At 71.9% G+C, this 26709-nt stretch carries 28 protein-coding genes and 3 pseudogenes; 13 read left to right on the forward strand and 18 right to left on the reverse strand.

Features of this window, described 5'->3' with window-relative positions:
* The first annotated feature begins 64 nt into the window (after nt 1-64).
* Nucleotides 65-511 (forward strand): hypothetical protein, encoded by a 447-nt coding sequence (locus QQK45_RS00870; RefSeq protein ID WP_284291402.1) that lies wholly within the window; start codon nt 65-67, stop codon nt 509-511.
* Nucleotides 512-521: 10 nt separating this feature from the next.
* On the opposite strand, the gene QQK45_RS00875 is transcribed toward QQK45_RS00870, so the two are convergent.
* The 3 genes from QQK45_RS00875 to QQK45_RS00885 form a co-directional block, all read right to left on the reverse strand.
* Complete coding sequence (locus QQK45_RS00875) at nt 522-1298, reverse strand: class I SAM-dependent methyltransferase (protein WP_284291404.1); 777 nt, start codon at nt 1296-1298, stop codon at nt 522-524.
* A 317-nt stretch (nt 1299-1615) separates the two neighbouring features.
* A complete protein-coding gene (locus QQK45_RS00880; RefSeq protein WP_284291406.1) occupies nt 1616-1828 on the reverse strand; it encodes a hypothetical protein in 213 nt (70 codons plus the stop codon).
* A gap of 59 nt (nt 1829-1887) precedes the next feature.
* On the reverse strand, nt 1888-2313 hold the full coding sequence (locus tag QQK45_RS00885; RefSeq protein WP_284291409.1) for a hypothetical protein: 426 nt from the start codon (nt 2311-2313) through the stop codon (nt 1888-1890).
* A 92-nt stretch (nt 2314-2405) separates the two neighbouring features.
* Here QQK45_RS00885 and arr point away from each other — a divergent pair, with 92 nt between their 5' ends.
* Nucleotides 2406-2816: an NAD(+)--rifampin ADP-ribosyltransferase gene (arr, locus tag QQK45_RS00890; RefSeq protein ID WP_284291411.1), complete on the forward strand. Its 411-nt coding sequence runs from the start codon at nt 2406-2408 to the stop codon at nt 2814-2816.
* Nucleotides 2817-2826: 10 nt separating this feature from the next.
* Here the strand turns inward: arr and QQK45_RS00895 are convergent, their stop codons facing one another.
* The 4 genes from QQK45_RS00895 to QQK45_RS00910 form a co-directional block, all read right to left on the reverse strand.
* A complete protein-coding gene (locus QQK45_RS00895; protein WP_284291413.1) occupies nt 2827-3678 on the reverse strand; it encodes an ATP-binding protein in 852 nt (283 codons plus the stop codon).
* Nucleotides 3679-3779: 101 nt separating this feature from the next.
* Nucleotides 3780-4076 carry an ATP-binding protein gene (locus QQK45_RS00900; protein ID WP_284291415.1) on the reverse strand — a complete coding sequence of 99 codons (297 nt, stop codon included), beginning with the start codon at nt 4074-4076 and terminating at the stop codon, nt 3780-3782.
* A 108-nt stretch (nt 4077-4184) separates the two neighbouring features.
* On the reverse strand, nt 4185-4628 hold the full coding sequence (locus QQK45_RS00905) for a hypothetical protein (RefSeq protein ID WP_284291417.1): 444 nt from the start codon (nt 4626-4628) through the stop codon (nt 4185-4187).
* A gap of 37 nt (nt 4629-4665) precedes the next feature.
* Nucleotides 4666-5715, reverse strand: coding sequence for a GNAT family N-acetyltransferase (locus tag QQK45_RS00910; protein WP_284291419.1), 1050 nt, complete (start codon nt 5713-5715; stop codon nt 4666-4668).
* Nucleotides 5716-5816: 101 nt separating this feature from the next.
* On the opposite strand from QQK45_RS00910, the gene QQK45_RS00915 reads away from it, so the two are divergent.
* Nucleotides 5817-6158: a YciI family protein gene (locus QQK45_RS00915; protein ID WP_284291421.1), complete on the forward strand. Its 342-nt coding sequence runs from the start codon at nt 5817-5819 to the stop codon at nt 6156-6158.
* Between the two features lie 27 nt (nt 6159-6185).
* Here QQK45_RS00915 and ychF read toward each other — a convergent pair whose 3' ends face one another.
* Nucleotides 6186-7271 (reverse strand): redox-regulated ATPase YchF, encoded by a 1086-nt coding sequence (gene ychF, locus QQK45_RS00920; protein WP_284291423.1) that lies wholly within the window; start codon nt 7269-7271, stop codon nt 6186-6188.
* A gap of 33 nt (nt 7272-7304) precedes the next feature.
* Here ychF and QQK45_RS00925 point away from each other — a divergent pair, with 33 nt between their 5' ends.
* The 3 genes from QQK45_RS00925 to rmuC are packed head-to-tail and all read left to right on the forward strand — an operon-like array spanning nt 7305 to nt 9425.
* Entirely contained in the window at nt 7305-7877 is a 573-nt protein-coding gene (locus tag QQK45_RS00925; protein ID WP_284291425.1) for a GNAT family N-acetyltransferase, read from the forward strand.
* A 49-nt stretch (nt 7878-7926) separates the two neighbouring features.
* Nucleotides 7927-9030 carry a DNA recombination protein RmuC gene (locus QQK45_RS00930; protein WP_284291428.1) on the forward strand — a complete coding sequence of 368 codons (1104 nt, stop codon included), beginning with the start codon at nt 7927-7929 and terminating at the stop codon, nt 9028-9030.
* Nucleotides 8964-9425 carry a DNA recombination protein RmuC gene (rmuC, locus tag QQK45_RS00935; RefSeq protein ID WP_284291430.1) on the forward strand — a complete coding sequence of 154 codons (462 nt, stop codon included), beginning with the start codon at nt 8964-8966 and terminating at the stop codon, nt 9423-9425. Before QQK45_RS00930 ends, rmuC begins: the two co-directional genes overlap by 67 nt.
* Nucleotides 9426-9519: 94 nt before the next feature.
* Here the strand turns inward: rmuC and QQK45_RS00940 are convergent, their stop codons facing one another.
* Nucleotides 9520-9888: a YciI family protein gene (locus tag QQK45_RS00940; protein WP_284291432.1), complete on the reverse strand. Its 369-nt coding sequence runs from the start codon at nt 9886-9888 to the stop codon at nt 9520-9522.
* Between the two features lie 79 nt (nt 9889-9967).
* Complete coding sequence (locus QQK45_RS00945) at nt 9968-11017, reverse strand: 4-hydroxy-3-methylbut-2-enyl diphosphate reductase (protein WP_284291434.1); 1050 nt, start codon at nt 11015-11017, stop codon at nt 9968-9970.
* Nucleotides 11018-11377: 360 nt separating this feature from the next.
* Here QQK45_RS00945 and xseA point away from each other — a divergent pair, with 360 nt between their 5' ends.
* From xseA to QQK45_RS00960, 3 genes are all read left to right on the forward strand, one after another.
* Nucleotides 11378-12595 (forward strand): exodeoxyribonuclease VII large subunit, encoded by a 1218-nt coding sequence (xseA, locus tag QQK45_RS00950; RefSeq protein WP_348525106.1) that lies wholly within the window; start codon nt 11378-11380, stop codon nt 12593-12595.
* 94 nt (nt 12596-12689) lie between these two features.
* The gene (locus QQK45_RS00955) at nt 12690-12965 is read left to right on the forward strand and encodes an exodeoxyribonuclease VII small subunit (protein ID WP_284291436.1); all 276 of its coding nucleotides are present in this window, start codon (nt 12690-12692) and stop codon (nt 12963-12965) included.
* Nucleotides 12962-13900 (forward strand): carbohydrate kinase family protein, encoded by a 939-nt coding sequence (locus QQK45_RS00960; RefSeq protein WP_284291438.1) that lies wholly within the window; start codon nt 12962-12964, stop codon nt 13898-13900. The genes QQK45_RS00955 and QQK45_RS00960 overlap by 4 nt, the downstream gene beginning before the upstream one ends.
* A 17-nt stretch (nt 13901-13917) precedes the next feature.
* On the opposite strand, the pseudogene QQK45_RS00965 reads toward QQK45_RS00960, so the two are convergent.
* From QQK45_RS00965 to QQK45_RS00980, 4 genes and pseudogenes are all read right to left on the reverse strand, one after another.
* Nucleotides 13918-15176 (reverse strand): annotated as a pseudogene (locus QQK45_RS00965) (ABC transporter ATP-binding protein).
* A gap of 52 nt (nt 15177-15228) precedes the next feature.
* A complete protein-coding gene (locus QQK45_RS00970) occupies nt 15229-16080 on the reverse strand; it encodes a carbohydrate ABC transporter permease (RefSeq protein WP_284294892.1) in 852 nt (283 codons plus the stop codon).
* A gap of 6 nt (nt 16081-16086) precedes the next feature.
* Nucleotides 16087-17055: pseudogene (locus QQK45_RS00975) on the reverse strand (carbohydrate ABC transporter permease); the annotation flags it as partial.
* The gene (locus QQK45_RS00980; RefSeq protein ID WP_284291440.1) at nt 17052-18311 is read right to left on the reverse strand and encodes an extracellular solute-binding protein; all 1260 of its coding nucleotides are present in this window, start codon (nt 18309-18311) and stop codon (nt 17052-17054) included. The gene QQK45_RS00980 and the pseudogene QQK45_RS00975, both read right to left, overlap by 4 nt.
* 165 nt (nt 18312-18476) lie before the next feature.
* Between QQK45_RS00980 and QQK45_RS00985 the strand changes: the two genes are divergently transcribed.
* The 4 genes and pseudogenes from QQK45_RS00985 (at nt 18477) to QQK45_RS00995 (ending at nt 21450) form a co-directional block, all read left to right on the forward strand.
* Nucleotides 18477-19118 carry a carbonic anhydrase gene (locus QQK45_RS00985; RefSeq protein WP_284291442.1) on the forward strand — a complete coding sequence of 214 codons (642 nt, stop codon included), beginning with the start codon at nt 18477-18479 and terminating at the stop codon, nt 19116-19118.
* The gene (locus QQK45_RS21695) at nt 19118-19570 is read left to right on the forward strand and encodes a TrmH family RNA methyltransferase (RefSeq protein ID WP_348525107.1); all 453 of its coding nucleotides are present in this window, start codon (nt 19118-19120) and stop codon (nt 19568-19570) included. The genes QQK45_RS00985 and QQK45_RS21695 overlap by 1 nt, the downstream gene beginning before the upstream one ends.
* Nucleotides 19567-19950, forward strand: coding sequence for a TrmH family RNA methyltransferase (locus QQK45_RS21700; RefSeq protein WP_348525108.1), 384 nt, complete (start codon nt 19567-19569; stop codon nt 19948-19950). Before QQK45_RS21695 ends, QQK45_RS21700 begins: the two co-directional genes overlap by 4 nt.
* A gap of 64 nt (nt 19951-20014) precedes the next feature.
* A pseudogene (locus tag QQK45_RS00995) lies at nt 20015-21450 on the forward strand (class II fumarate hydratase).
* A 998-nt stretch (nt 21451-22448) separates the two neighbouring features.
* On the opposite strand, the gene QQK45_RS01000 reads toward QQK45_RS00995, so the two are convergent.
* The 4 genes from QQK45_RS01000 to QQK45_RS01015 all read right to left on the reverse strand — a co-directional run bounded on the left by QQK45_RS01000 (nt 22449) and on the right by QQK45_RS01015 (nt 26663).
* A complete protein-coding gene (locus tag QQK45_RS01000; protein ID WP_284291445.1) occupies nt 22449-22571 on the reverse strand; it encodes a helix-turn-helix domain-containing protein in 123 nt (40 codons plus the stop codon).
* Nucleotides 22572-22714: 143 nt separating this feature from the next.
* The gene (gene phoH2, locus QQK45_RS01005) at nt 22715-23974 is read right to left on the reverse strand and encodes an RNA 5'-3' helicase PhoH2 (RefSeq protein ID WP_431310313.1); all 1260 of its coding nucleotides are present in this window, start codon (nt 23972-23974) and stop codon (nt 22715-22717) included.
* 404 nt (nt 23975-24378) lie between these two features.
* Entirely contained in the window at nt 24379-26019 is a 1641-nt protein-coding gene (locus QQK45_RS01010; RefSeq protein ID WP_284291450.1) for an MDR family MFS transporter, read from the reverse strand.
* Nucleotides 26016-26663 carry a PadR family transcriptional regulator gene (locus tag QQK45_RS01015; RefSeq protein ID WP_284291453.1) on the reverse strand — a complete coding sequence of 216 codons (648 nt, stop codon included), beginning with the start codon at nt 26661-26663 and terminating at the stop codon, nt 26016-26018. Before QQK45_RS01015 ends, QQK45_RS01010 begins: the two co-directional genes overlap by 4 nt.
* Between the last annotated feature and the right edge of the window lie 46 nt (nt 26664-26709).

Consider the following 26709-nt stretch of genomic DNA (forward strand, 5'->3'; position numbering starts at 1 on the left):
CGCACGAGCCGCCGACGAGCGCGCCGGAATTCTCCTGGTCGGTCGCCCCTGGCATCATCGGCGCATGAGACGCGGCGGTCGGGCAGCACGGGCAGTGCGGGCGACGCTGGCCGTCGGGACGCTGGCCGCCGTCTGCCTCGTCCCGACGGGATGCACGGGCGTCTCGTGCAACGGGCCGGGCGCCTTCTTCCCTACCGTGTCCGTCGACGCGAGCGCGTGGTTCACGGCGCACCCCGGCGCCTCCTCCGGGCGGGCGTGCCTCGGCGACGTCTGCGACGACCTCTCGTCGGGCGACGCGACGGCCCGGTTGGAGGTGTCGCGCGGCTCGTACGACGACCCGCAGCACGTCACCGTCACGCTCCCGACGGCGAAGCGCACGTCGACCGGCGAGCTCACCGTCACCCTCGGCTCAACCAGCGTGACCGGACCGTGCGGAACCGTCACGAACCGCGGCCGCGTCGTCGAGGTGGCCGGCGACGGCACGCTCACGGCGGCCGGCGTACTGCCCTGACCGCGACCGCTCAGACGCGGCGCGCCAGCACGATGAGCTCGCCCACGCCCTCGCCGACCGGCTGACGGTCCCACCCGCCGTGCACCTGCTCGACGACGAACCCGGCGGCGTCGAGGTCCGCGCGCAGCCGTGCCTCCGAGCGGAAGACCAGCTCGCCGACGTCGACGACGTGCGTCCCGTCGGGCAGCAGCGTGTGCTCTGCGAGGTGGACGAGCCACGTGTCGGGAGGGCCGCCGTCGGGCCCGCTCTCCTCCACGCCCGTGACCTCGTGCCACCCCTCGACGGACGTCCCGTCGGGGAGGGTCGTCGTGCCGCGCGAGCGCTCGGGGGTCCACCGTTCCCACGCGCGGTCGGCCGGGTCGCGGGAGTCGAACGCCAGCAGCCCGCCCGGCACGAGGGCGGCGTGGAGGTCGTCGAGCGTGCCGCGCCACATGCCCTCGTCCGTGATCGCCTGGGCGACGTGCGCCGTCATGAGCGCGGTGTCGAAGCCCGCACCGGGAGGGACCTGCTCGGACGTCCCCGCCACCCACACGACGGCGTCGGCTCCCGGCTTGCGGCGCGCGGCCGCGACCGCGCCGTCGTCTGGGTCGATGCCCGTGACCCGGTGCCCCGCCGCCGCGAGCGCCAGGGTGAGCCGACCGGTCCCACAACCCAGGTCGAGGACGCGTGACTCCTCACGTCCGCCGACGAGCGCGAGGAAGAAGTCGTCGTCGGCCGCCCAGACGTTCTGGGCGTCGTAGAGCGCGGTGCGGTCGTCGTCCGACAGGGTCGGCGTCGTGGGGGTCATGGCTTCGACGGTAGACGGCGCGCTCCCCCGCGGTCCCGTGAAATGCGCTCTTGTCTCACGCAGCGGCCGGAGGTCACGCCGCCCCGCGACGGCGACCATCGACACCGCGACGAGCGCGATGACGCCCGAACCCACCACGCTCACCACGACCGCGCGCGTCTCGCCGCGGGGCGCGGCAGGCGCCGTCGGGCGTGAGGACAGGCACGGGCGGCTCGCCTCCGCATCGCAAGAGGTCGCGCGGACAGGCATGGCCTGACCGCGCCCGCCAAGGACCGTCGGCCGGTCCGGCGCGCGGTGCCATACCGGTCCGGCGCGGTTCAGCGCGGCCCGGTCCGCTCGTTCCCACGCCGGTAGTTCCCGGTGACGCGAGCGAGGAGCTGCTGGTCGGTCGCGTCGGCGACGCCGAGGCGCTCGACGAGCCTCTCCGCCGCCCTGCCCGCGACGGTCACGACCTCCCGGCCGCCCCGGAAGATGCGCACGGTACCGGCCTTGGTCACCTCGTAGTCGAAGGGGTCGTCGTCGAGAGACATGGGCACCTTCCTGTCAGTGCGACCAAGCGGGCGGCGGCAGCCGCCGGACCTCCGACGTCCTAGACAACCGCGGGACGCAGGCGGCGCAGCGCCATCGCCTGGCTCCACGCGAAGAGCGCGACGTCCACCGCGACCCCGAGGACCGCCAGCAGCAAGAGCACCGTCGCGCCGGTCGTCGAGAATGCCGCGATCCCCAGGGCGGCGACGACGTTCGCGCTCAGGACGCACCGGAGCGCGGCCCGCAGCGACAGCCGGGCCAGCAGGAGCAGGACGACGCCCGCCCAGACCGCCACGGCGACCCCGATCGCCACCACTGCCGCGACGGGCAGCGGCAGCGGCCCCGCGATGAGCGGGGCGGCGAACGCGACACCGATCCCGAGGACCGTGCAGTACGCCGCGTCCAGGCGCAGGCTCAGCCTCCCGATCCGCTCCCCGCTCCAGCGGCCGTCGGCGGGCGTCGCCCGTCCCTCGTTCGTCGATCCCATCGCGGCCTCCGTCTCCCCGGGCGTGGTCCTCGCACGAGGCTACGCGAGCAGCGCGGCGTCGTCGTGCGGGCCTGCGTTGCTAGCCTGACGGGATGGGCGAGGCGTTGGACGACGGGCCGTTCTACCACGGCACGAAGGCGCAGCTGCAGGTCGGGGACCGACTCACCGCGGGCTTCCGCTCCAACTACCGGCCCGAGGTCGTGATGAACCACGTCTACTTCACCGCGCTGCCCGACGGCGCAGGGCTGGCCGCGGAGCTCGCCGCCGGGGACGGGGAACCGCGGGCGTACGTGGTCGAGCCGACCGGGGAGTTCGAGAACGACCCCAACGTCACGGACAAGAAGTTCCCCGGCAACCCGACGCGCTCCTACCGCACCGCTGCGCCGCTCGTCGTCGTCGGGGAGGTCACCGACTGGACCCGCCTCGCACCCGAGGCGCTCCAGGGATGGCGCGACCGGCTCGCCACCATGGTCGCCGAGGACCGCGCCGAGATCATCAACTGATCGGCGCCGGTCACGGGGCGAGCAGAGCCAGTGGGACGACCGCCACCCCGTCAGGTCTCCGGTACGCCGTCTTCCCGGTCGTGATCACCACGAGGTCGACGACGCGGTCGGGGAGCTGTTCGCGGAGCCATTTCAGGTGCCGCACGTCGGAGGTCGTGACGTCCGGTGCCAGCTTGACCTCGATGGCGACGATCTGACCGTCGACACCCTCGACGACCAGGTCGACCTCGCGGTCTCCGCCCAGCAGCCGGAGGTGGCTCACGGTCGCCTCGGCGGCCTGAGCCATCACGCGGACTCCCAGCGTCACGAGCGACTCGAAGAGCGGACCTGCCATGTGCGCCCCCGCGGAACCGAGCAGCGCCGACGCAGAGAGGTCGAGAAGCCGCGCGGCCAGCGCCGGGTCCGCCAGCTGGTGCTTCGGCGCCTGCTGAAGACGACGGATGGGGTTGTTCGCGGTTATCCAGCCGGGGACGGGATCGAGCAGCCAGAGCTGGCTGAGGTGGTCGCGGTAGGCGATCGTCGTCGTCTTAGCGGGCTGGGTCCCGTCACCGGCGGTCGTCGCGTCGAGGAGCCTCGAGTAGGCGGTCGTCGTCGACGACGCCGCCGCGTACGCCGCCAGCCAGCGGCGCAGCGTCTGCGGGCGGCGTACCTCATAGCCCTGGTCCGGCAGGTCACGGTCGATCACGCGCTGGAGATAGGCGTCGAGGAGACCGCGTCTCAGACGCGGCGCCCCTGCCATGATCCCCGGGAACCCGCTGTCGACGATCGCATCCGCGTAGTCGCGGAGCGCGAACGTCGTGCCCCCTTCGACCCGAGCGGCCTCGCCCGCCAGCATGGCCGACAGGGACACCGTCGGCGTCACCGCACCACGCTCGTGCAGACCCATCGGGCGCATGCGCAACGAGAGGATGCGCCCCGCCCCGCTATGGGTGCCGGCCGGGTCCGCCGGGGTGGCCGAGCCCGTCAAGAGGTAGCGACCGGGGGCGCACCGTCGTCGACCCGTCGACGGACCGAGTCCCAGATCTGGGGAAGCCTCTGCCACTCGTCGAGCAGGAGAGTCCCCTCCGGTGCCGACGCCAGGTCGAAGTCCGCACGCGCGACCTCGCGCTGGGCCGGGTCGTCCAGGTACCAGACGGACGTCGCCCGACGCCTCGCCGTGTCCGTCTTCCCCACACCCTTCGGGCCGTCGAGCGCGATGGCCGCCGCCATCGCCATCAGTTCGTCGAGCTCCCGGTCGATGGTGCGCGAAAGGTAGGGCATAGCCGTCACACTACCGGACGAGGCGCCACTACGCTACCTTTCACGGCGCTTCTACGCTACCTTTTACGGGCGTTCGACCCTACCCCTCACGGCCCAGCGCAGAACGGCTCAGAAGTCGGCATCGGACAGGCGCAGCAGCCGCCATTGCTCGGCAGCCTCGTCCTCCGGCAGCCACGCGAACTCGAACACGCGCCGCGGACCCTCGCGAAGGGTCGTGCCCAGCCATCCGCGCTTCGTCACGACGGACGGTCCGTGGTGCTCGAGGAACCCGGCGTCGAGCTCGCGGACGACGTCCCAACCGGGGCCGTAGTCCTCGAAGGGAGGCTCCTTGGTGCCGTCGGCCCAGACGACCACGAACCACGGCCACGGAGACCTCGACGGGAAGGTGATCGTTCCCACGACGCTCGCCAGGTACCCCTCGACGACCCCGTCGACCGCGAGCGTCCCGACCCCGTGGTCGTAGGCCCGCAGCTCGGGGTCCGGCAGGACGTAGCGGCGTTCCACCCGGGCGCGGCGCCGAGCGGCCGCACGCTCCTGCCGGTCGGTCCCCACGGCCCGAGTATGCAGCCCCGCAGCTGCGGGCGCGGCGTCACCCCGCCTGGCGACGCGTCAGGTGGAGCAACGGGTAGGGGCGGCCGTCGCCGTCGAGCGCGCTCCTGCCCACGACGTCGAACCCGCGCCGCCGGTAGAACGCAAGAGCCTGCGAGTTCTGCTCGTTGACGTCGACGGCAGTCACGCCGAGCCCGACGGCCTGCGCAAGCAACGCCGAACCCGTCCCGCGGCCGCGCTCGGCGGCGTCGACGAACAGCATCTCCAGCCGTTCCTCGACCCTGCCCGCGAACCCTACGACGGTCCCGTCGCGCTCCGCGACGTGGAGCTCGACGTGCGGGAAGTACTCGGACGCCAGTCGAGCCTCGATCGCGTCGCGGTCCTCGGCGGCGAGGAAGTCGTGCGTGGCGTCGACGGCGCTCCGCCAGACCGCCACGAGCCGCGGGTACTCCTCCGGCCCGCGCACGCGGCGGACCGCCACGCGGGACACCGACTGCGTCGTCATCGCCTCCTCCGACCCTTCGGGACCGCGCGACAACCCACCATGCGGGGGCAGGACCTGTTTCGGTAGGTCGCCGGGTGCGTCGATCGGCCCGCCCCCGTCACCGACGGCTCGCTCGTAGGCGGCGGCCAGCCGTTCGCTGGGACGTGGCGCGTCGGGGTCCGGTCGCGGGATGCGGAGGTGGAGCTCGCGGAGCTCGTCCATCAAGGCATCGAGGAGCTCGGGGCCGCCGTCACGCAGCAGTTCCGCGCGTACGCGCAGGCGCCGCTCACCGGTGCGATGAGCCAAGCCCCAGCTGCCGAGCGCGACCATCACCGGGAGGACTTCGATGCCGGACTCGGTCAGCGAGTACGCCGCCCGTTGACCGCGGTGCGCCTCGTCGCGGGTGAGAAGACCGGCCTCGACGAGTCGCTTCAGCCGGCTGGCGAGGATGTTCGAGGCGATGCCCTCCTCCGACCCTGCGAGGATCTCCCGGAAATGCCGGCGGTTGCCGAACACGATGTCGCGGAGCACCAGCATCGCCCAGGGGTCTCCGAGCACCTCGACGGCGGCGTTGATCGGGCACCCGGATCGCGGCGCCTGCGGCATCCTGCGCCTCCGAGAACTAGTGCTTGCAGGTGAAAACCACCTGTGCCTACATTATCGAGACAGGTTGCAGACTGCAATCAGTTGCCACGGAGGCCAGGACGATGAGCCACTACATCATCTACTTCAATCAGCAGTGGGTCGGTGATCACAGCGCCGAGTGGTTCGCCGAGCGCGGGCCGCTCGCGAACGCCGTCGTGTCCGAGATGCGCGATGCCGGGGTTCTCGTTTTCGCCGCGGGTGTGGACGAGGACGTCGACGCCGCCCTCACCGCCGACGCGACGAGCGGCGCGGTGGCGATCACCGGCGGCTTGTACGCACCGGCGGAGCAGTACATAGGCGGGCTGACGATCGTCGACGTCGCCGACGAGGAGGCCGCGAAGGAGTGGGGCGGCAGGATCGCCGAGGCCTGCGGCTGGCCGCAACAGATCCGCCGCGTCTACTGACGCCTCGCCGCGGACCGGCCCAGCAGATCAGACGTTGAAGCGGAACTCGACCACGTCGCCGTCGACCATCACGTAGTCCTTGCCCTCGATGCGGGCCTTGCCGGCCGACCGGGCGTTCGCGACCGACCCCTGCTCGACGAGGTCCGCGAACGAGACGACCTCGGCCTTGATGAACCCGCGCTCGAAGTCGGTGTGGATGACGCCGGCGGCCTGGGGCGCCGTCCAGCCCTGGTGGATCGTCCAGGCGCGGGCCTCCTTGGGCCCGGCGGTGAGGTACGTCTGCAGGCCGAGGGTGTGGAACCCGACGCGGGCGAGCTGGTCGAGCCCGGACTCCTCGAGCCCGGCCTCTTCCAGCATCTCGGCGGCGTCCTCGGGCTCGAGCTCGGCGAGGTCGGCCTCGAACTTCGCGTCGAGGAAGATCGCGTCCGCGGGCGCGACGAGCGCACGGAGACGGTCCTGGAACTCGCTGTCGGCGAGGCCGGCGTCGTCGGTGTTGAAGACGAAGATGAACGGCTTGGCCGTAAGGAGCTGGAGGCTCGCGACGTCGTCGAGGTCGAGCTTCGCCTCCGCGGCACCGCCCGAGAGCGTCTTGCCGGACTCGAGGATCGTGTTCGCGGTGCGGGCGGCCTCGAGGAGCTTCGGATCGCCCTTCTTGATCTTGTTCTCCTTCTCGAGGCGCGGCAGGGCCTTCTCGAGGGTCTGGAGGTCGGCGAGGATCAGCTCGGTCGTGATGGTCTCGATGTCGCTCGCCGGGTCGACCTCGCCGTCCACGTGTACGACGTCGGGGTCCGCGAAGGCGCGCGTCACGAGGCAGATCGCGTCGGCCTCACGGATGTTCGCGAGGAACTTGTTGCCGAGGCCCTCGCCCTCGCTGGCGCCCTTGACGATGCCCGCGATATCGACGAACGACACGGTCGCGGGGACGATCCGCTCGCTGTGGAAGACCTCCGCGAGGGTGCCGAGCCGCGCGTCGGGCAGGGGCACGACGCCCACGTTGGGCTCGATCGTCGCGAACGGGTAGTTCGCGGCGAGAACCTGGTTGCGGGTCAGCGCGTTGAAGAGGGTGGACTTGCCGACGTTGGGCAGTCCGACGATGCCGATGGTGAGAGCCACGGGAGACGAGTCTACGGGGGTAGCCTCTGGCGGATGTCCTCGCGCCCTGCCGACGCCGCCGTCCTCCGCACCGACCGCCTTCTCCTCCGTCGCTGGGACCCCGCCGACCCGGCCGACGTCGACTTCCTGTTCGACACGTACTCCCGGTGGGAGGTCCAGCGCTTCATCGGCCGCGTGCCGCGCGTCATGGAGCACCGGGACGAGGCGCTCGCGCGGGCGCAGGCATGGGCAGACCGCGGCGACGAGCCGCCCTACGGCATCTGGGCGGCGACCCGCGCGGACGACGGCTCCCGCCTGGGCAGCGTCCTGCTCAAGTCGATCCCCGCGTCCGGCCCGACCGAGCCGCTCGAACCGTCGGGCGACACCGAGATCGGCTGGCATTTCCACCCCGACGCGTGGGGGCACGGCTACGCGTCGGAGGGAGCAGCAGCCGTTCTCGCCGCAGGGTTCGCGGCCGGGCTCGACCGCGTCGTCGCGGTGACGAACCCCAAGAACCTCGCGTCGCAGGCCGTCTGCCGCAGGCTCGGGATGACCGCGCTGGGGCTCTCCGACGCGTACTACAACGCGACGTGCGCCCTGTTCGAGATCATCGAGACGAGCAAGTGACAGGCGTGTCATTCGGGTCGTGTCGGTGGCCGCTGGCACCCTGGCCGGTATGACGACGGTTCTCGTGGGACTCGGGGCCCTGCTGGTCGGGGTCGTGGTGGGCTACCTGCTCCAGGTGGTGCGCGCGGGCGCGCACGGACGCGACCTCGAGGTGCGCGCGGCGCGCGCGGAGGAGTCGCTCGCGGCGCTCCAGCGCTCCACCGCGGCACAGCTCGAGGGCGCGCGCTCCTCGGCCGACCAGCAGGTCGAGCAGCAGATCCGGCAGACGGCGGCCCAGGTCGCCGCGCTGCGCCAGCAGGCCGACGAGCGGGTCGCCCAGGCGCAGCGGGCTGCCGACGAGAAGGTCGCGCTCGCCGAGAAGGCGGCCGCGCAGCGCGTCGCGGCGGTCGAGGCCGACCAGGCCCGGCTGGCGGAGCAGTTCCAGGCCGTCGCCAACAAGGTCCTCGCGGTCAACAACGAGCAGTTCCTCGAACTCGCGACGCAGCGGCTCGGTCAGGCCAGCACGGCCGGCGCGGCGGACCTCAAGGCGCGCCAGGAGGCCGTGCAGGCGCTCGTCGGGCCGCTCACCGAGAACCTCGAGAAGATCCGCGTCCAGGTCGAGGAGACCGAGAAGCAGCGGCTCACCGGGACGCTCGACCTCAAGCACCAGGTCGTCGAGATGCGCGCCGAGGCGGAGCGCCTGCGCAAGGAGACGAGCCAGCTCAAGAACGCGCTCGGCAAGTCGCAGGTCCGCGGTGCGTGGGGCGAGCTGCAGCTCAAGCGGCTCGTCGAGGCCTCCGGCATGCTCGACCGGGTCGACTTCGAGGAGCAGGTCCGCGTGTCCGACGGCGCGCTGCGGCCCGACCTCGTGGTCCGGCTCGCGGGCGGCAAGTCGATCGTCGTGGACGCCAAGGTCTCGCTCGCCGCGTTCATCGAGGCGCAGGAGACCGAGGACGACGCCGTCCGCGCCGACCGGCTCGCCGCCCACTCGCGCCACATGCGCCAGCACGTCGACGACCTGCACAAGAAGGAGTACTGGGAGCAGTTCTCCCCGCGCCCGAGTTCGTCGTCATGTTCGTGCCGGCCGAGTCGTTCCTGTCGGCGGCGATGGACCAGGACGCCGCCCTGCTGCAGTACGCGCTCGAGCGCAACGTCGTGCTCGCGAGCCCCATGACGCTGCTCGCCCTGCTGCGGACCGTCGCGTACGCGTGGCGGCAGGAGGCGCTGGCCGACAACGCCCAGCAGGTCCTCGACCTGGGTCGCCAGTTCCACAGCCGCCTCGTCGCGATGACCAAGCACGTCACCAAGATGGGCCGGTCGCTGACGTCCGCGACCGAGAGCTACAACGGCTTCATCGGGTCGCTCGAGCGCAACGTCCTGACGTCGGCGCGCCGGTTCGCGGAGCTCGAGGTCATCGACTCGTCGCAGGTCATCGGAGAGCTCGAGGGCATCGACGACGCCGTCCGCCCCATCACCAAGGCCGAGCTGCTGCCCGCCGAGGCCGGGGACGTCGTCTCGATCGACGACAAGCCCGACGAGAGCATCACGGGGTCGCGCGCAGCCGGCTGAAACGCGCACCGCCGCTGGACGAGGCGGTCCTCGACGTCTCAGCCTCGACCGCGTCAGCGACCGACATCGGCGTATCGGCGGTCAGCCTCGCCGCTCAGCCGTGGTCCACGAGCGGCTGGACCTGCACCCCGCTGTGGTCGTGGGTCACCTCGGCGAGACTGGCCGCGAGATCGAGCGCCGCGTCGAGGTCCGGGACGTCCACGCCGTAGAACCCACCGAGGACCTCCTTGATCTCGAGGAACGGTCCGTCGGTGACGCTCGGACCGTCGCCGTCGTCACCGAGCGGGCGGGCCCGGAGCGTGGTCGCCGTGCTGCTCGGCTCGAGCTCGCCCGACGCCAGGATGCTTCTCCCGGCACGTTCCCGGAACTGCCGGTGACCCTCGTCGATCTGGGCGCGCTCGGCGGCCGTCATCGTCTCCCAGCGCTCCTCGTCGCCGTAGATGAGAAGCAGGTACGTGGCCATCGTCGTGTCCTTCCGTCCGGCCCCCGGCGGGGCGCTCATGAGAGACGACGAAGTCGGAGCGGTCGGATCGACAGCCCGGTCAGCTCGGCTGGACCCCGAGGCTCCGGCGCCCACCGCGCTCCGGCCGGCCGGCGGTCTCGACGCCCTCGAGGTCGGCGCGCAGCTCGCGGGGCAGCGAGAACATGAGGTCCTCGGTCGCGGTGCGGACCTCCTCGACGTCCCCGTAGCCCCGCGCCGCGAGGTACGCGAGGACGTCCTGCACGAGGATCTCCGGGACGGACGCACCGGACGTGACGCCGACGGTCGTGACGCCGTCGAGCCACGCGGGGTCGATCTCGGCCGCCCGGTCGATGCGGTGCGACGCGCGGGCCCCCGCCTCGAGCGCGACCTCGACGAGGCGCACCGAGTTCGACGAGTTCGCCGAGCCGACGACGATCACCAGGTCGGCGTCCGGCGCGAGCTTCTTGACCGCGACCTGGCGGTTCTGGGTCGCGTAGCAGATGTCGTCGCTGGGCGGGTCCTGCAGCGTGGGGAACTTCTCGCGCAAGCGCCGGACGGTCTCCATCGTCTCGTCGACGGACAGCGTCGTCTGCGAGATCCAGACCACCTTGTCGGGGTCGCGGACGGTGACCTGGTCGACGTCGTCGGGCGAGTTGACGACCTGGATGTGCTCGGGGGCCTCGCCGGCGGTGCCCTCGACCTCCTCGTGGCCGGTGTGGCCGATGAGGAGGATGTCGAAGTCGTCGCGCGCGAAGCGCACAGCCTCGCGGTGGACCTTGGTGACGAGCGGGCACGTGGCGTCGATCGTCTCGAGGCGGCGGGCCGTCGCGGCCTCGCGGACCGCGGGCGAGACGCCGTGCGCGGAGAACACGACGCGCGCGCCCTCCGGGACCTCGTCGGTGTCGTCGACGAAGACCGCGCCGCGCTCGGACAGCGTGGCCACGACGTGCTTGTTGTGGACGATCTCCTTGCGCACGTACACAGGAGCGCCGTAGTGCTCGAGGGCCTTCTCGACGGCGACGACGGCACGGTCGACGCCCGCGCAGTACCCGCGGGGGGCGGCGAGGAGCACGCGGCGGTGCTGCGTCGTCGGGCCGGTGGAGGGGACCGTTGCGGTCGGAGAGGTCACGCCCCGAGTCTAGGCGAGCGGCCGCACCCGGCCCCGAGAGGAAGGTCACGTCCGCGACACCGCCACAGCACCTCCGCGTACGCCGACGGCGACGCCGCGTTCGCCGACGGTGACGCCCGCGTGGTCGGGTCGGGTGGAGCGGGTGGGGTGCGCGGCCAGGGCGAGACGACGGCCGAGCGGGTCGGTGCGGGGAGGTGGTGAAGGGCGTCAAGGAGTGCGCACGGCCCCCGGGCCGAAGCACGACAGCCCGAACCAGCTCGCCGCGCCCACCCGCGAACCCGACCACGTCACCGTCGGCGAACACAGCGTCACCGTCGGCGGCGGGTGGGACGTGTGGGCGGGATAGGGCAGGGTGGTGCTGTGACCGCCCTGCCCGAACGAGCCCTCGACACGAGCGTCGAGCATCCGTGGCCCGTGCGGCTGCTGTCGAGCAAGATCGCCGCGTACGTGGACCGCATGTCGCCGGTCTGGGTCGAGGGCCAGGTGGTGCAGCTCAACCGTCGTCCGGGCTCGGGCTACTGCTTCCTCACGCTCCGCGACACCGAGGCCGACGCGTCCCTGCCGGTCTCGATGCTGGCACGCGTGCTCGAGGCGCCGGGCGACGCGGTGCACGAGGGCGCGCACGTCGTCGTGCACGCGAAGCCCACGTTCTGGACCAAGCGCGGGACGCTCCAGCTCCAGGCGTCGGCGATCCGCGCGGTCGGCGTGGGCGAGCTGCTGGCCCGGATCGAGCACCTCAAGCGCATCCTCGCGGCGGAGGGCCTGTTCGACGCGGACCGCAAGGTTCCGCTGCCGTTCCTCCCGGCGGTCGTCGGGCTCGTGTGCGGGCGGGAGTCGAAGGCCGAGCACGACGTCGTCGTGAACGCGCAGGCGCGCTGGCCACAGGTGCGGTTCGAGATCCGCGAGGTCGCGGTGCAGGGCCAGGGCGCGGTCCCGCAGGTCGCCGCGGCGATCGCCGAGCTCGACGCGCGGCCCGACGTCGAGGTGATCGTCGTGGCGCGCGGCGGCGGCGCTGTCGAGGACCTGCTGCCGTTCAGCAACGAGACCCTGGTGCGCGCGGCGGCCGCGTGTCGGACGCCGCTCGTGAGCGCGATCGGCCACGAGACCGACGCGCCCCTGCTCGACCTCGTCGCCGACTACCGGGCTTCCACCCCGACGGACGCCGCCAAACGGATCGTCCCGGACGTCCGCGAGGAGCGGCAGCGGCTGAACCAGGCGCGGACGCGGCTCCGCGGGGCCGTGCACGCACGCCTGGCGCACGAGGGCGAGCGCCTGGCCGCGATCCGTTCGCGCCCGGTGCTCGCCCGTCCGGAGACGATGGTCGAGGTGCGCGAGCTCGAGCTCGGACGGCTGCGCACCGCCGGCCGGCGGGCGCTCGACGGCGCCCTCGTCCGGGCGTCGGGCGAGGTGGGGCGCCTGGCGGCGCAGGTCCGTGCGCTCTCCCCCGCCGCGACACTGGAGCGCGGGTACGCGGTCGTCCAGGGCCCGGGCGGCGGCGTGGTCCGCACGCCCGACGACGTCGCCCCCGGGGACGCGCTCCGGGTCCGGGTCGCGGGGGCGAGCTCGCTGCGGAGGTAGCGGGCGCGACGGCGTCGGAGGCCCCCGAAGGCGGGGTGCCCGCGCCTCGGACGAAGCACAAGAAGACCTCCGATCGTGTGGAAGGATCCATCGCGTGAGCACCGCAGCACCCCGACCATCGACTGACAACGCTGTCGCCGCGCTGAGCTACGAGGAGGCCCGCGACCAGCTCGTCGACGTCGTCTCCCGGCTCGAGGCCGGCGCCGCCACCCTCGAGGAGTCCCTCGCGCTCTGGGAGCGCGGCGAGGCCCTCGCCGACCGGTGCCAGCAGTGGCTCGACGGCGCACGCGAGCGCCTCGACGCCGCACGCGGCGCAGCACCCGCCGGCGCGTCCGACGACGACGCCGACGACGCGGAGGCGTCGCTGTGACCCGGGCCGTGGCGGGCGACGCGCTCGTCGTCGGGGAGGCGCTGATCGACGTCGTGCACCGCGCCGACGGGACCGTCGACGTGCACCCCGGCGGCAGCCCCGCCAACGTCGCGCTCACGCTCGGCCGGCTCGGCCGGCCCGCGCGCCTCCTCACCTCGTTCGGCACCGACGCCTACGGCGACCGCATCCGGTCGTGGCTGCGCGCGTCGGACGTCAGCGTCGTCGAGGGCTCCGACGGCGCCGCGCGCACCTCGGTCGCCGCGGCGCGCCTGTCGGAGACCGGCTCCGCGACCTACGACTTCGAGCTCGAGTGGGCCCTGCCCGCCGTCACGCTCGACCCGGCGGAGGCCGCCGTCGTGCACACCGGCTCGATCGGCGCCGTCCTCGAGCCTGGTGCGACCAGCGTCCTGTCGGTGCTCGACGCTCACCGCGCGCACGCGACCGTCACCTACGACCCGAACCTCCGGCCGTCGCTGATGGGCTCGGCCGCCGCCGTCGCGCCGCGCGTCGACGAGCTGGTGCGCCGCTCAGACGTCGTCAAGGTCTCGGACGAGGACCTCGCCTGGCTGGCGCCCGGCCGCGACCCGGTCGACGTCGCGCGGGGCTGGCTCGCGCTCGGCCCGTCGCTCGTCGTCGTGACGCTCGGTGGCGACGGGGCCGTCGCGGTGACCACGCAGGGAGTCACCGGTGTCCCGGCCGAGCGCGTCGAGGTCGTCGACACGGTCGGCGCGGGCGACTCGTTCATGGGCGCGCTGATCGACGGGCTGTGGCACGAGGGCCTGCTGGGCGCCGCGAACCGTCCGGCGCTGCGCGCGATCTCGGGCGACGCCGTCGAGCGGGTCCTGGCGCGCTGCGTCCGGGTGGCCGCGATCACGGTCTCGCGCGCGGGCGCCAACCCGCCGCGCCGCGCGGAGCTCGACGCGACCGAGCTGTAGGGAGCGCCGGCCGTGGGCTACGCGGCCGCGCCCTCCTTGGACGCACGCTCGCGGGCCCGCGCGATCGACGCCTTGCGGTCGGCCTCGTTCTCCTCGTCGAGCCGGGTCGCCTCGGCCTCGTCGTAGGTGAGGTTCTCGGTCGACTCGGGGTCGAAGACGAGCATCTTCGTGGGGTCGAACCACAGTGACGCGGTGTCGCCGTCGCGCACGCGCGACGCGGAGTCGAGGTTGACGACGAACTGCGTGCGCAGCGCCTCGGAGTCGAGCTGCCGCTCCAGCTCGGCGAGCTTCGCCTCGACGGCCTTGTGCGTCTGGAACGGCACGTACGCGTAGAGCTCGGACCCGAGCCACTCGGTCACGTCGACGGTCGCCTCGAACTGGAACGACCCGTCACGGGGCTGGGTGAGCTTCGCGTCCTCGAACGCCTCGGGCCGGATCCCGACGATGACGAGCGACCGGTCCCCCGCCGCCTTCGCGATCCGGTCGGGCAGGTCGAACTCGCCGAACGGCAGGCGGATCTTCCCGTCGCCGAGCTCGCCGGGCAGGAAGTTCATGGGCGGCGACCCGATGAACCCGGCGACGAACAGGTTCACGGGCTGCTCGTAGAGGGCTCGCGGGCTCGCGACCTGCTGCAGCTCCCCGGCGGACAGGACGGCGACGCGATCGCCGAGCGTCATGGCCTCCGTCTGGTCGTGGGTCACGTAGACCGTCGTCGTCGCGAGCGAGCGCTGCAGCCGCGCGATCTCGGTGCGCATCTGCCCGCGGAGCTTGGCGTCGAGGTTCGACAACGGCTCGTCGAACAGGAACGCCTGGGCGTTGCGGACGATCGCCCGTCCCATCGCGACCCTCTGCCGCTGCCCGCCGGAGAGGTTGGCGGGCTTGCGGTCGAGGTGGTCGTTGAGCTCGAGCATGTCCGACGCGCGCTCGACCCGGCTCTTGATCTCCGCCTCGCTGAACTCCCCCGATGCAGGCGGAGCGGGAACGCGATGTTCTCGCGCACCGTGAGGTGCGGGTAGAGCGCGTAGTTCTGGAACACCATGGCGAGGTTGCGGTCGCGTGGCGCCTTCTCGTTCATGCGCTCGCCGCCGATGAGGAGCTCGCCGTCGGTGATGTCCTCGAGCCCGACGATCATCCGCAGCAGGGTCGACTTCCCGCAGCCGGACGGCCCGACGAGGATCATGAACTCGCCGTCGGCGATGTCGAGGCTGATGCCCTTCACGGCGAGGAAGCCGTCGCCGTACTCCTTGACGATGTTCTTGACGTCGATGGATGCCATCAGCGGACTCCTCGGGTGCGCTTTGCGGGGGCAGGGCGAGCGGGGCGGGCGGTCATCCCTTCACCGCCCCCTGGGTCAGGCCGGACACGATCTGACGCTGGAACAGGACGACGAGGATCACCACGGGCACCGTCACGACGACGGCGGCCGCGGAGATCGCGCCGGTGGGCTGGTCGAAGTAGGACGCGCCCGTGAAGAACGCGAGCGCCGCGGGGACCGGCCGTGCCCGGTCGGTCGAGGTCAGCGAGATGCCGTAGACGAAGTCGTTCCAGGCGATGAAGAACGCGATCAGGGCCGTCGTGAAGACCCCGGGCGCGGCGAGCGGCACGATCGCCTTGCGGAACGCCTGCCAGGGCGTGGCGCCGTCGACCTCGGCGGCCTGCTCGAGCTCCCAGGGGATCTGCCGGAAGAACGCGGCGAGCGTCCAGATGGAGATCGGCAGCGTCAGGGACAGGTACGGGATGATCAGGCCGAGCCACGTGTCGTACAGGCCGATGTTGCGCCACAGGTTGAACAGGGGCGTGACGATCGAGACGACCGGGAAGATCGACACGCCGAGCGCCGTCGTCAGGATGAGCCGCTTGCCGGGGAAGTCGAGGCGGGCGATCGCGTACGCGGCGAGGGTCGCCAGGACGACCGCGATGAACGTCGAGATGAGCGAGATGCCGACCGAGTTCCGCAGGGCCGAGAGGAACAGCGTCTGTGCGCTGCCCCCGGACGACAGGATCTGCTTGTAGTTCTCCGTGCTCCAGTGGGGCGGCAGGAACGTCCCGGAGTTGATCTCGGACGACGACTTGAAGCTTGTCGCGATGATCGACGCCACGGGGAACAGCGCGAAGACGAGGACGACGATCGCGATGACCGTCCACCAGAACCGCTGCCGGGCGGTGAGTGCGGCACGCATCAGGACTCCCCTCGCCCCGGCCAGGTCGACCCTGAAGAGCTTGATCGCGATGAAGCAGATGAGGACGACGCACAGGAACAGCAACACCGAGACGGCGGCCCCGAGGCCGATCTGGAGCTGGCTGATGGATTGTCGGTAGGCGAGCAGGGACAGCACCTCGGTGCCGTTCGCGCCCTTGGTCATGATGAAGACGTTGTCGAAGATGCGGAACGCGTCGAGCGCGCGGAACAGGACCGCGACCATGATCGCGGCCTTCATGTTCGGGATGATGACGCGCGACAGGCGCTGCCAAGCGGACGCGCCGTCGACCTCGGCCGCCTCCTCGAGGTCGCCCGGGACCTGCGCGAGGCCGGCCAGGAGCAGCAGCGAGATGAACGGCGTCGTCTTCCAGACCTCGGACGCGATGATCACGAACAGGCTCGTCCCCCGCTCGGCGAACCAGTTGAGGTCCGGGCTGATGCCGGGCACCCAGTCGAACCAGTGGTTGACGTACCCCGACGTGATGTCGAACGCGTAGAACCACGCGAACGCCGAGACGACCGTGATGATCCCGTAAGGCACGAGGATCACGGTGCGCAGCAGCCCCTTGAGCCCCCGCACCGCGCGGTGCATGATCAGCGCGAGCGCGAACCCGATGACCAGCTCGATGATCACGGTCACGACCGTGATGAGGATCGTCGTCCAGAAGTCCGACCACCACACCGGGTCGCGCAGGATGACCCAGTAGTTGCGCAGTCCGATGAACGCGCGGTCGTCCGGGGCCGTGAGCTGGTACCGGAACAGCGAGTCGTAGACGGCCTGCAGGATCGGGTACGCCGTCACGGCCAGCATGACGACGAACGCCGGGCCCGCGAGGTACCAGCCGAGGCGCGCCTCGGACTTGGCCCGGTCGCTGGCCTTCGGCTTGTGATGACCCGCGGCCCGCGGCTCCTCAGGGGTGTCGGGCGTCCGGGCCGGGACGGTGGCGGCGGTCATAGCAGTCGGTCCCCTCGCAGCACGGCGGTGATGAAGTCGGACGACGTCCGCGGCGTCTTGTCCGGGTCGATCCGCGAGACCGGGTACCAGGTCTGCTGCAGCCCGGTCGACACCTGGTTGTAGAACGGCGACTTGGGTCGGGGCGCGGCGTCCTCGAGCGACTTCCGGATCAGCGCGTACATCGGGTACGCCTTCTGGACCTTGGGGTCGTCGTACGCCTTGAGGCTCGCGGCCGGGTTGCCGTCGGACATGAAGTACTGGGCCTGGTGCTCGGGCGAGACGATGCACTCGGCCGCCTCGAACGCGAGGTCGGTGTGCTTGCTGAACGCCCCGATCCCGAGGTTGATGCCGCCGTACGGGGGTCGCGCCTGCTTGCCCTCGGTGGTCTGCGGGTACTCGGCCCAGCCGATGTCGTCGAGCACCGACTGGTCGAGAGCCTTGGACTGGACCGCGGTCTGCGTCGAGGTCCAGACGAACGGCCAGTTGACCATGAACGAGCCCTTGTCGCCCTGGAACAGCGTGAGGGACGCGGGCTCGTCCTCGCTCGGCAGACCCGGTCCGCCGACGCCGGACGTCCCGATCATCGACATGATCGTCGCCGCGGCCTTGCCCTCCGGGGTGTCGAGCCCGAGCTTCGTGTCCGTCGCGGGCGCCTCGGGGTTGGTGATGATGTGCCCGCCCGCGGACTCGATCAACGCGTTGATCCACACGGTGAGCGACTCGGCCTTGATCCCCTGCACCGCGAGGTACTTGTTCTGCTTCTTCGCGGCGTCGATGAGCTGGTCCCACGTCACCGGCTTGCTCATGTCGAGGCCGGCCGCCTTCGCGACGGACTTGCGGTACCAGAGGAGCTGCGTGTTCGACCAGAACGGGATCGCGACGATCTTGCCGCGCCACGTCGCCGAGTCGATCGCGCCCTGTGCGACGTCCTGCGTGGTCGCCTTCGCGACGTCGTCGGGCACGGGGGCCAGGAAGCCGGCCTCGGCCTGCTCAGCGACGAACACGGGGTCGAGGCTCATGAGGTCGATCGACGAGTCGTGCGCCGCGAGCCGGCGAGCGAGCTGCTCGCGCTGCGACGCGGCGTCGCGCGGCAGGAGCTGCGTCACGACCTTGTACTTCCCGCCCGACGCCTCCGTGCACTGCTGCGCGATCTTCGCCTGCCCCCCGTTGTCGGGGTTGATGTACCAGTCGAGGGTCGGGACGCCCGAGCCCGTCGACGCGCACGCCGCGAGCGGCGCCACCACCCCCAGCGTCACCGCGACGGCGAGCCACCTGCGGCCCGCTCGGCTCTGCCTTCGCTGCACCCTCACCACTCCCCGGGAGGCAACCTCGCCCCCGATCCGCACGCTCCGGTCCTCTACCAGAGGTACACCCGGTGAGACGAGGCCGCACCCGCGACGGCCGTGCGGGAGGATGAAGCCATGCGTAGCACTCCCACCGAGTCCTGGTCCGCACTCCGTGCGGGCAACGCCCGGTTCGTGCGGGACGAGATGGAGCACCCGTCGCAGGACACGACGCGGCGACACGAGACGGCGCTCTCACAGCATCCGTTCGGCGTGGTGTTCGGCTGCTCCGACTCGCGCGTCGCGTCCGAGCTGATCTTCGACCAAGGTCTCGGCGACCTCTTCGTCGTCCGGAACGCGGGCCACGTCGTCGACCCTGCCGTGCTCGGCTCGATCGAGTTCGGCGTCGAGCTCCTTGGCGCGAACCTCGTGGTCGTGCTCGGGCACAGCTCGTGCGGCGCGGTCGCCGCGGCCGCACGCACGCTGCGGACAGGCGAGGAGCCGCCCGGCTTCGTCCGCGCCGTGACCGACGGCGTGATCCCCTCGATCGTCGGGCTCACCGCCCAGGGACCCGAGGCGTTCGCCGCGATGGACGAGAAGGTGCTCCTGCGCGAGCACGTCCGCCACACCGTCACGACCCTGCCGGCGTACTCGGCCGCGTTGCGTGCCGCGGTCGACGAGGGTCGCTGCGCGATCGTCGGCGTCGAGTACGACCTGCGCGACGGCGCGGCCCGGCTCGTCGCGCTGGAGGGCGAGGTCGGCGAGACCCCGGTCTCCTGATGCGCCGCGTCACCGTCCGCAACGCCACGTTCCAGCAGTGGGAGACGCTGCTGACCAACCGCACCAAGCGGCACCGCGCGGGGCACGTCCTCGTCCAGGGCGTGCGCCCCATCACGGTCGCCGTCGAGTCGGGCCTCGCGGTGCGCGAGTGGCTCGTCGACGGCGACCGCACGCTGTCGTCGTGGGCCAGCGAGCTCACGGCGCGCGTGCGCGCCCCGCGGTACGCGGTCTCGCCCGAGCTCCTGCGCGAGCTGGGCGGCAAGGACGACGCCGCGCCCGAGGTGCTCGCGGTCGTCGCCCTGCCGGACGACGACCTCGCGCGCCTGGCCGCCCGCGCTGCCGACGACGGCGCACCCCTCCTCGCGGTCGCGCTCGACCGGCCGACGAGCCCCGGCAACGTGGGCACGGTCGCGCGGTCCGTCGACGCGTTCGGGGGCACGGCGTCGTCGTGACCGGGCACGCGGCCGACCCGTACGACCCCAAGGCCGTCCGCGCGAGCACCGGCTCGGTGTTCGCGGTCCCCGTCGTGACCGCGGCGTCCGCGGGCGCCGTCATCGAAGGGATGAGGACCGCGCGGCTCGGCCGCGATGCACCGCTCCAGGTCGTGGGCACCGACGAGGCGGGCGAGGTCGAGCTCGCCCACGTCGACCTCACGCTCCCCACGCTCGTCGTGACGGGGAACGAGACGCGCGGCCTGAGCGCCCAGTGGCGGGACGCGTGCGACGTCGTGGCGCGGATCCCCATGCGCGCGAGCGCGGCGAGCTCGCTCAACATGGCGAGCGCGACCGCCGTCGTCCTCTACGAGGCCCTGCGTCAGCGCGCTGCGATGTGACACCCCTCACACCCACCGGGCGCGCGCCCCGGGGCACCCCGTCGGCTGCGGCACGATAGGGGGCATGACTTCTTCACCGACCGCAGTCGAGGGCGACAGCACGGGTACCCCCGAGTACCGCATCGAGCACGACACCATGGGCGAGGTGCGGGTCCCCGCGGCCGCCCTGTACCGGGCCCAGACGCAGCGCGCCGTCGAGAACTTCCCCATCTCCGGCACGCCCCTCGAGCGCTCGCACATCGAGGCGCTCGCCCGCATCAAGAAGGCCGCCGCCCGCGCCAACGCCGAGCTCGGCGTCCTCGACCAGGACGTCGCGGACGCCATCGTCGCGGCCGCCGACGCCGTGGCGTCCGGTGCGCACGACGGCGACTTCCCCGTCGACGTCTACCAGACCGGCTCCGGCACGTCGTCGAACATGAACACCAACGAGGTCCTCGCGACCCTCGCCACCCGCAGCCTGGGCCGCGGCGTCCACCCGAACGACCACGTCAACGCGTCCCAGTCGTCCAACGACGTCTTCCCGACGTCCGTGCACGTCGCCGCGACCGCCGGCGTCGTCCGCGACCTCGTCCCCGCGCTCACCCACCTCGCCGAGGTCCTCGAGGCCAAGCGCGACGCGTGGGCCGGCGTGGTCAAGTCCGGCCGCACCCACCTCATGGACGCGACCCCCGTCACCCTCGGCCAGGAGTTCGGCGGGTACGCCGCCGCGATCCGCTACGGCATCGAGCGCCTCGAGTCCGCGCTCCCCCGCGTCGCCGAGGTCCCCCTCGGCGGGACCGCCGTCGGCACCGGCATCAACACGCCCGCCGGGTTCCCGCAGCGCGTCATCGCCCTCCTGCGCGAGGACACCGGGCTCCCCTCACCGAGGCCCGCGACCACTTCGAGGCCCAGGGCGCCCGCGACGGGCTCGTCGAGCTCTCCGGCGCGCTGCGCACCATCGCCGTCAGCCTCACCAAGATCTGCAACGACCTGCGCTGGATGGGCTCCGGCCCCAACACCGGCCTCGGCGAGATCGCCATCCCCGACCTCCAGCCCGGGTCGTCGATCATGCCCGGCAAGGTCAACCCCGTCATCCCCGAGGCCGTCCTCATGGTCGCCGCCCGCGTCGTCGGGAACGACGCCACCGTCGCCTGGGCCGGGGCCAGCGGGTCGTTCGAGCTCAACGTCCAGATCCCCGTCATCGCGCAGGGCGTCCTCGAGTCGCTCCGCCTCCTCACCAACGCGTCCCGCGTCCTCGCCGACAAGACCGTCGCCGGGCTCGAGGCCAACGTCGACAAGGCCCGCGCCTACGCCGAGTCGTCGCCGTCCATCGTCACGCCCCTCAACCGCGTCATCGGGTACGAGGCCGCCGCCAAGGTCGCCAAGCACGCCGTCGCCGAGGGCGTGACCGTGCGCCAGGCCGTCATCGACCTCGGGTTCGTGGAGAGGGGCGAACTGACGCTCGACCAGCTCGACGGGGCGCTCGACGTGCTGTCGATGACGCGTCCGCCGCAGGGCTGACACGCGGCCGTTCCCACCCCTTCCGTCGCCGCAGGCCACGAAGCCTTGGAGCTGCTGCAGCAGCAGCGTCGTTCGGTCGGCGAGGAGCTCGCCGTGGCGTGCGCCCATCCGGCTCAAGCGTTCCAGACCGCTCGCCCCGTCCTGTGCCTCGGCGGCGGCGCCGCGCATGCCGTCTCGCTGAACCGGTCGAACGCGGCGCCTACGAGCTCGAGGAACGGCGCCCTCTTTGTGCCGAGCGTCCGGAACGCGTACGCCTGCGTGATCCTGGCCTCGCGAGCAGCTGCTCGAGACGCGCTTCTTTCGCATCCGTTCTGCCACGAGATTCGACGCAACTCGTCAGCAGCTACGACTTCAACAAGCGCCTGACCACCCCCGACGCGACCGCGCGGCGGCCGCGCGTGCACGTTCGAGGCCTTCCTCCTACGCTCGGGAACCTGGAGGGAAAACGCAATGCGGCGTCAACACACGAGGATCAACGCCTACCTCACCGAGGACCTCGGACTCGAGATCACCAACACGCGCTGGTCGTGGCAGGCCCAGTCACAAGACGGTCAGGTCGTCGTCCTGATCGTCTGGGACGACGAGAGCGAGCGCCGCAACGGAGTCGATCACGTTCGAGTCTGGACCAGCGAGAACTCGCGCGGTGCGGCCGAGGGCCGGCCGGGCCCCCGCCAACGTCGCCGGTCTGTCAACCGCCTTCGAGCTGGCGAACGTCTCTACGCGATCGTGCGCGCGGGAGCGGGCACCGCGCAGCCAGGCGACAAGAGGGACTACGACGCGGGACAGATCCTCGCTCTGGGGCGCCCCGCACTCGAGTCGGACGGTCGCGAGCTCGCTCCCGTGGTCGACGTCCTCACCGCAGACCGGTTCCAGCGGTCATTCCGCCGGAAGCAAAGCTGATCCCGACGACCGCTCGGATCGAGCGTGCACAGGACGAGGCCGAGCCGCACCCGCGCGTCGCGATCGAGCTCACCGACGACAGCAGCCTCGCGTGCGACCTACGCGACGAACAACTGGTCGACCAGCGCGATGCCCGCGGGCCTGAACGAGACGAGGACGCCGCGGCGGTCACGCCGGTTCGGGCCTAGCCACGCGAGCACCTCCTGCGCGCGGTCAAGCATGGCCCGGACCACCGGTTGTCCCGCCGAGCATGACGTCGTACCCCGATCTGGCTCGTGATCGAGGGACGACATCATGCTCGGCAGCACGACCGGGGGCACTCGCATGTTCGGCACCGACCCGAGGCCGCCCTCCATGCTCACCCTCAGACCTCGATCTGCTCCAGCATCTCGGTGACGAGCGCCGCGACCGCGGACCGCTCGGACCGGGTCAGCGTGACGTGCGCGAACAACGGGTGCCCCTTGAGCGACTCGATGACCGCGGCGACGCCGTCGTGCCGGCCCACGCGCAGGTTGTCGCGCTGCGCGACGTCGTGCGTCAGCACCACGCGCGAGCTCTGCCCGATCCGCGAGAGCACGGTGAGCAGGACGTTCCGCTCGAGGGACTGGGCTTCGTCGACGATCACGAACGCGTCGTGCAGCGAGCGCCCGCGGATGTGCGTGAGGGGAAGGACCTCGAGCAGGTCCCGGTCGAGTACCTCCTCGACGACCTCGCGCGACACGATCGCACCGAGGGTGTCGAAGACGGCCTGCGCCCAGGGGTTCATCTTCTCGTTCTCGGTCCCGGGCAGGTAGCCGAGCTCCTGGCCGCCGACGGCGTAGAGCGGCCGGAAGACCATGACCTTGCGGTGCTGCCCGCGCTCCAGCACGGCCTCGAGGCCCGCGCAGAGCGCCAGCGCCGACTTGCCGGTCCCGGCGCGCCCGCCGAGCGAGACGATCCCGATCGCCTCGTCGAGCAGCAGGTCGATCGCGACCCGCTGCTCCGCGGACCGACCGTGCAGCCCGAACACGTCCTGGTCCCCGCGGACGAGCTGCACGTGCTTGTCGGCGGTGACCCGGCCGAGCGCGGAGCCGCGCGGGCTGTGCAGGACGAGCCCGGTATGGCAGTGCAGCGGCGCCGCGGCCTCGACGGTCGTGGGGTCGAGCGAGGCGAGCTCGACCGACTCGGCCTCCCACAGGTGGTTCATCTGCTCGTCGGACAGGTCGAGCTCGGCCATCCCGGTCCAGCCGGAGTCGACCGCCAGCTCGGCCCGGTACTCCTCGGCCCGCAGCCCGACGGCCGACGCCTTGACCCGCATCGGCAGGTCCTTCGAGACGACGGTGACGACCGCGCCCTCGGAGGCGAGGTTCGCCGCGACGGAGAGGATCCGGGTGTCGTTGTCGCCGAGCCGGAAGCCCGCAGGCAGGACGGTCGGGTCCGTGTGGTTGAGCTCGACGCGCAGCGTGCCGCCCGCGTCGCCGACGGGGATGGGCGCGTCGAGCCGCCCGTTCTTGATCCGCAGGTCGTCGAGAAGCCGGAGCGCGCTGCGCGCGAAGTAGCCGAGCTCCGCGTGATGGCGCTTTCCTTCGAGCTCGGTGATGACGACGATCGGCAGGACCACGTCGTGCTCGGCGAACCGGAGCATCGCGCGGGGGTCCGACAGGAGGACCGACGTGTCGAGGACGAACGTCCGGCGACCGTCCGGCGCGTCGTGCGCGTCCGTCGAGCTGAACTTCTCCGTCGTGGCGGGCGAGGTCTGGTCCACGGCAGGCTCCCTCATGCGGGTCTGCGGTCGGCCGGCCCGTGCCCGACGCCGTCGGGCCGGGACCGGCCCTCCCGCGCCTGGACCGCGAGAGCTCGCGGAGCACGCATCATGGGCTGGCCTCCCGTGGGCGACGAGGCGTCGCCCATGTCCGCAAACTACGCCCGTGTCATTCCGGTGGCACGGTGGGCGGCCGTCGTGTCGCCAAGCCGTCACAAGAAGTTAACCCGACGCCGACGGCCCGGACCCGCGCGCGCGGGACCGGGCCGTGCGGACGGCACCGCAGGTCAGACGACGGCCGGCTCCTCGGCCGACTCGCCGGCGTCCGCCACGGGGGCGGCGGCGTCCGCCTTGCGGCGCGTCGGCGACATGAACAGCGCCGCGAGGCCGCCGACGACGAGCGCCCCGACCACGAGGAGCAGCGTGTCCTTGACGGCCACGGTGAAGCCGTCGCCGACGGCCTGCTGCGCGGCGGCGCCGATCTGCTGCGCCGCCTGGCCCGTGACGCCCGCGGGCGGCTGGAAGCCCTGCTGGATCGTGTCGGCGGACAGCTCGCCTCCGGAGAAGATCTTCGCGAAGGGCTGCTGGAGATCACCCGGGAGGCTGGACGCGACGCTCCGTGCGGCATCGGGGATGGTGGTGCTCAGCCGGCCGGTGAGCATCGCGACGATCGCCGCGGAGCCCACCACGCTGCCGACCTGGCGGATGGTGTTGAACGCACCCGCGCCCGCGCCGGCGGTGCGGTGGTCGAGCCCGGCGGTGGCCAGATTGACCATGGGTGAGAACACGAGGCCCGTGCCGAAGCCGAACGGGATCATGCACCAGATCAGCGTCGCCTCGGAGACGTCCGGCGAGAGCACCGCGTAGACCAGCATGAGCGAGACGGCGATGAAGCCGAAGCCCACCGCGACGACCCACTTGCCGTTGATGCGGTCGGACAGGCGCCCGGCGAACGGCGCGACCACGCCCGACAGCAGCGACGCGGGCAGGTTGACGAGCGCCGCGTGGAGCGGGCTGAGCCCGAGGATCGACTGCAGGAAGATCGTCAGCGGGAAGAAGATCCCGAGCATCGCGAACGAGATCATGAAAGCCGACACGTTGGCGAGCGAGAAGTTCCGGTAGTGGAACAGCCGCAACGGGAGGAGCGCCTTCTCGCCGAGGCGGTGCTGCCAGAAGACGAACACGCCGAGCACGACGAGCCCCGCTCCGATGAGCTCCCAGATGCCGATCGGGCCGGCGATGCTGCCCCAGTCGTAGGTGTCGCCCTCCTGGAGGCCGAACACCAGCAGGAACAGCCCTGCGACGGCGAGCACCGTGCCGACGACGTCGAAGTAGCGCTTGTGCGTCTCGAGGTGCGGCACGGTCGCGACGGCCCACACGACGGCGACGACCCCGACGGGGATGTTGACGTAGAAGATCCACTCCCAGCCCCAGCTCTCGACGAGCAGGCCGCCGAGGACCGGGCCCGCGATCGTCGCGAGGCCCGCGACCATGCCCCAGATGCCGAGCGCAGCGCCGCGGCTCTTGGGCGGGAAGACGCGGGTGATGACCGCCATGGTCTGCGGGGTCATGAGCGCCGCACCGACGCCCTGGATGACGCGCGCTGCGATGAGGAAGCCGATCGAGCCGGCCAGGCCGCAGGCGGCCGACGCGACGGTGAACAGCACCAGGCCGGAGATGAACAGCGCGCGGGGCCCGTAGCGGTCGCCGAGGCGGCCTGCGGGCAGCATGAGCACCGCGAACGACAGCAGGTAGCCGCTGTTCACCCAGCCGACGTCGGTGATGTTCGCGTCGAACGCCTTCTGCAGAGAGGGCACGGCGATGTTCACGATGGTCGTGTCGACCATGATCATGAAGAAGCCCAGGACGAGCGGCGGGAGCACGCTCCACGGGCTGCGACCCTTGAGGTCGACGAGCGGGGTGGTCATACGAGGTCCTTCTCTGGGGACGAGGTGGCGTCATCGGGCGTGTTGCTGTGGATGTCGATCCCGTGCGTCGGGAAGTGGGGCGTGGTCCAGTCGAGCTCGCCGGACTCGATCTCGGCGACGGTCCGCTCGATCCAAGCGATCTGGGTCGCGCGCTGCTCGAGCTCGTAGAAGGCGTCGAGCAGGTGCCGGCGCGGGACGCCCCGCGCGACGATCGAGCCGAGCGCGGCGTCGTACGCGGCGTGCTCCTCCCGGACCGTGTCGAGCCGCTCCCGCAGGAGCGCCACGACCTCGTCGGCCTCGAGCGAGTCCGCCTGGCCGAGCCCGACGTCGAACGCCGGGTACTCGGGCTGGACGGTCCGCAGGAGGTCGCGTGTGCGGCGGCGGTGCTCTGCCCGGCCGTCGTCGGTGATCTCGTACGTCGTGCGCTCGGGCCGGGCGCCCTCGCGGGCCGTGGCCAGCGGGACCGCGTAGCCGTCGCGCTCGAGGCGCTCGACCGCGTGGTAGATCGAGCCGACGCTCACCGGCAGGCGCAGGTCGTCCCGGTGCTTGCGCATGATCCGGAGGATCTCGTACGGGTGCAGCGGCCCCTGGTCGAGCAGGCCCAGCACGATCAGCGCGATGGACGACAGCTCGCGGCGAGCCATCCTTCACCCCTAGCGACGCCTAATGATGTTCCGGTTGGAATAATGC

The organism is Luteimicrobium album, assembly GCF_030161555.1.
In the GTDB taxonomy this organism is placed as follows: Bacteria; Actinomycetota; Actinomycetes; order Actinomycetales; family Cellulomonadaceae; genus Luteimicrobium; species Luteimicrobium album.

Excerpts from the sequence above, each read along its gene's own strand:
- QQK45_RS00870 (WP_284291402.1), top strand. The coding sequence starts at position 65 with ATGAGACGCGGCGGTCGGGCAGCACGGGCAGTGCGGGCGACGCTGGCC.
- QQK45_RS00875 (WP_284291404.1), bottom strand. The coding sequence starts at position 1,298 with ATGACCCCCACGACGCCGACCCTGTCGGACGACGACCGCACCGCGCTC.
- QQK45_RS00880 (WP_284291406.1), bottom strand. The coding sequence starts at position 1,828 with ATGTCTCTCGACGACGACCCCTTCGACTACGAGGTGACCAAGGCCGGT.
- QQK45_RS00885 (WP_284291409.1), bottom strand. The coding sequence starts at position 2,313 with ATGGGATCGACGAACGAGGGACGGGCGACGCCCGCCGACGGCCGCTGG.
- arr (WP_284291411.1), top strand. The coding sequence starts at position 2,406 with ATGGGCGAGGCGTTGGACGACGGGCCGTTCTACCACGGCACGAAGGCG.
- QQK45_RS00900 (WP_284291415.1), bottom strand. The coding sequence starts at position 4,076 with ATGCCCTACCTTTCGCGCACCATCGACCGGGAGCTCGACGAACTGATG.
- QQK45_RS00910 (WP_284291419.1), bottom strand. The coding sequence starts at position 5,715 with ATGCCGCAGGCGCCGCGATCCGGGTGCCCGATCAACGCCGCCGTCGAG.
- QQK45_RS00915 (WP_284291421.1), top strand. The coding sequence starts at position 5,817 with ATGAGCCACTACATCATCTACTTCAATCAGCAGTGGGTCGGTGATCAC.
- QQK45_RS00925 (WP_284291425.1), top strand. The coding sequence starts at position 7,305 with ATGTCCTCGCGCCCTGCCGACGCCGCCGTCCTCCGCACCGACCGCCTT.
- QQK45_RS00930 (WP_284291428.1), top strand. The coding sequence starts at position 7,927 with ATGACGACGGTTCTCGTGGGACTCGGGGCCCTGCTGGTCGGGGTCGTG.
- rmuC (WP_284291430.1), top strand. The coding sequence starts at position 8,964 with ATGGACCAGGACGCCGCCCTGCTGCAGTACGCGCTCGAGCGCAACGTC.
- QQK45_RS00940 (WP_284291432.1), bottom strand. The coding sequence starts at position 9,888 with ATGGCCACGTACCTGCTTCTCATCTACGGCGACGAGGAGCGCTGGGAG.
- QQK45_RS00970 (WP_284294892.1), bottom strand. The coding sequence starts at position 16,080 with ATGCGTGCCGCACTCACCGCCCGGCAGCGGTTCTGGTGGACGGTCATC.
- QQK45_RS00985 (WP_284291442.1), top strand. The coding sequence starts at position 18,477 with ATGCGTAGCACTCCCACCGAGTCCTGGTCCGCACTCCGTGCGGGCAAC.
- QQK45_RS21695 (WP_348525107.1), top strand. The coding sequence starts at position 19,118 with ATGCGCCGCGTCACCGTCCGCAACGCCACGTTCCAGCAGTGGGAGACG.
- QQK45_RS01000 (WP_284291445.1), bottom strand. The coding sequence starts at position 22,571 with ATGCTTGACCGCGCGCAGGAGGTGCTCGCGTGGCTAGGCCCGAACCGG.
- phoH2 (WP_431310313.1), bottom strand. The coding sequence starts at position 23,974 with ATGCTCCGGTTCGCCGAGCACGACGTGGTCCTGCCGATCGTCGTCATC.
- QQK45_RS01010 (WP_284291450.1), bottom strand. The coding sequence starts at position 26,019 with ATGACCACCCCGCTCGTCGACCTCAAGGGTCGCAGCCCGTGGAGCGTG.
- QQK45_RS01015 (WP_284291453.1), bottom strand. The coding sequence starts at position 26,663 with ATGGCTCGCCGCGAGCTGTCGTCCATCGCGCTGATCGTGCTGGGCCTG.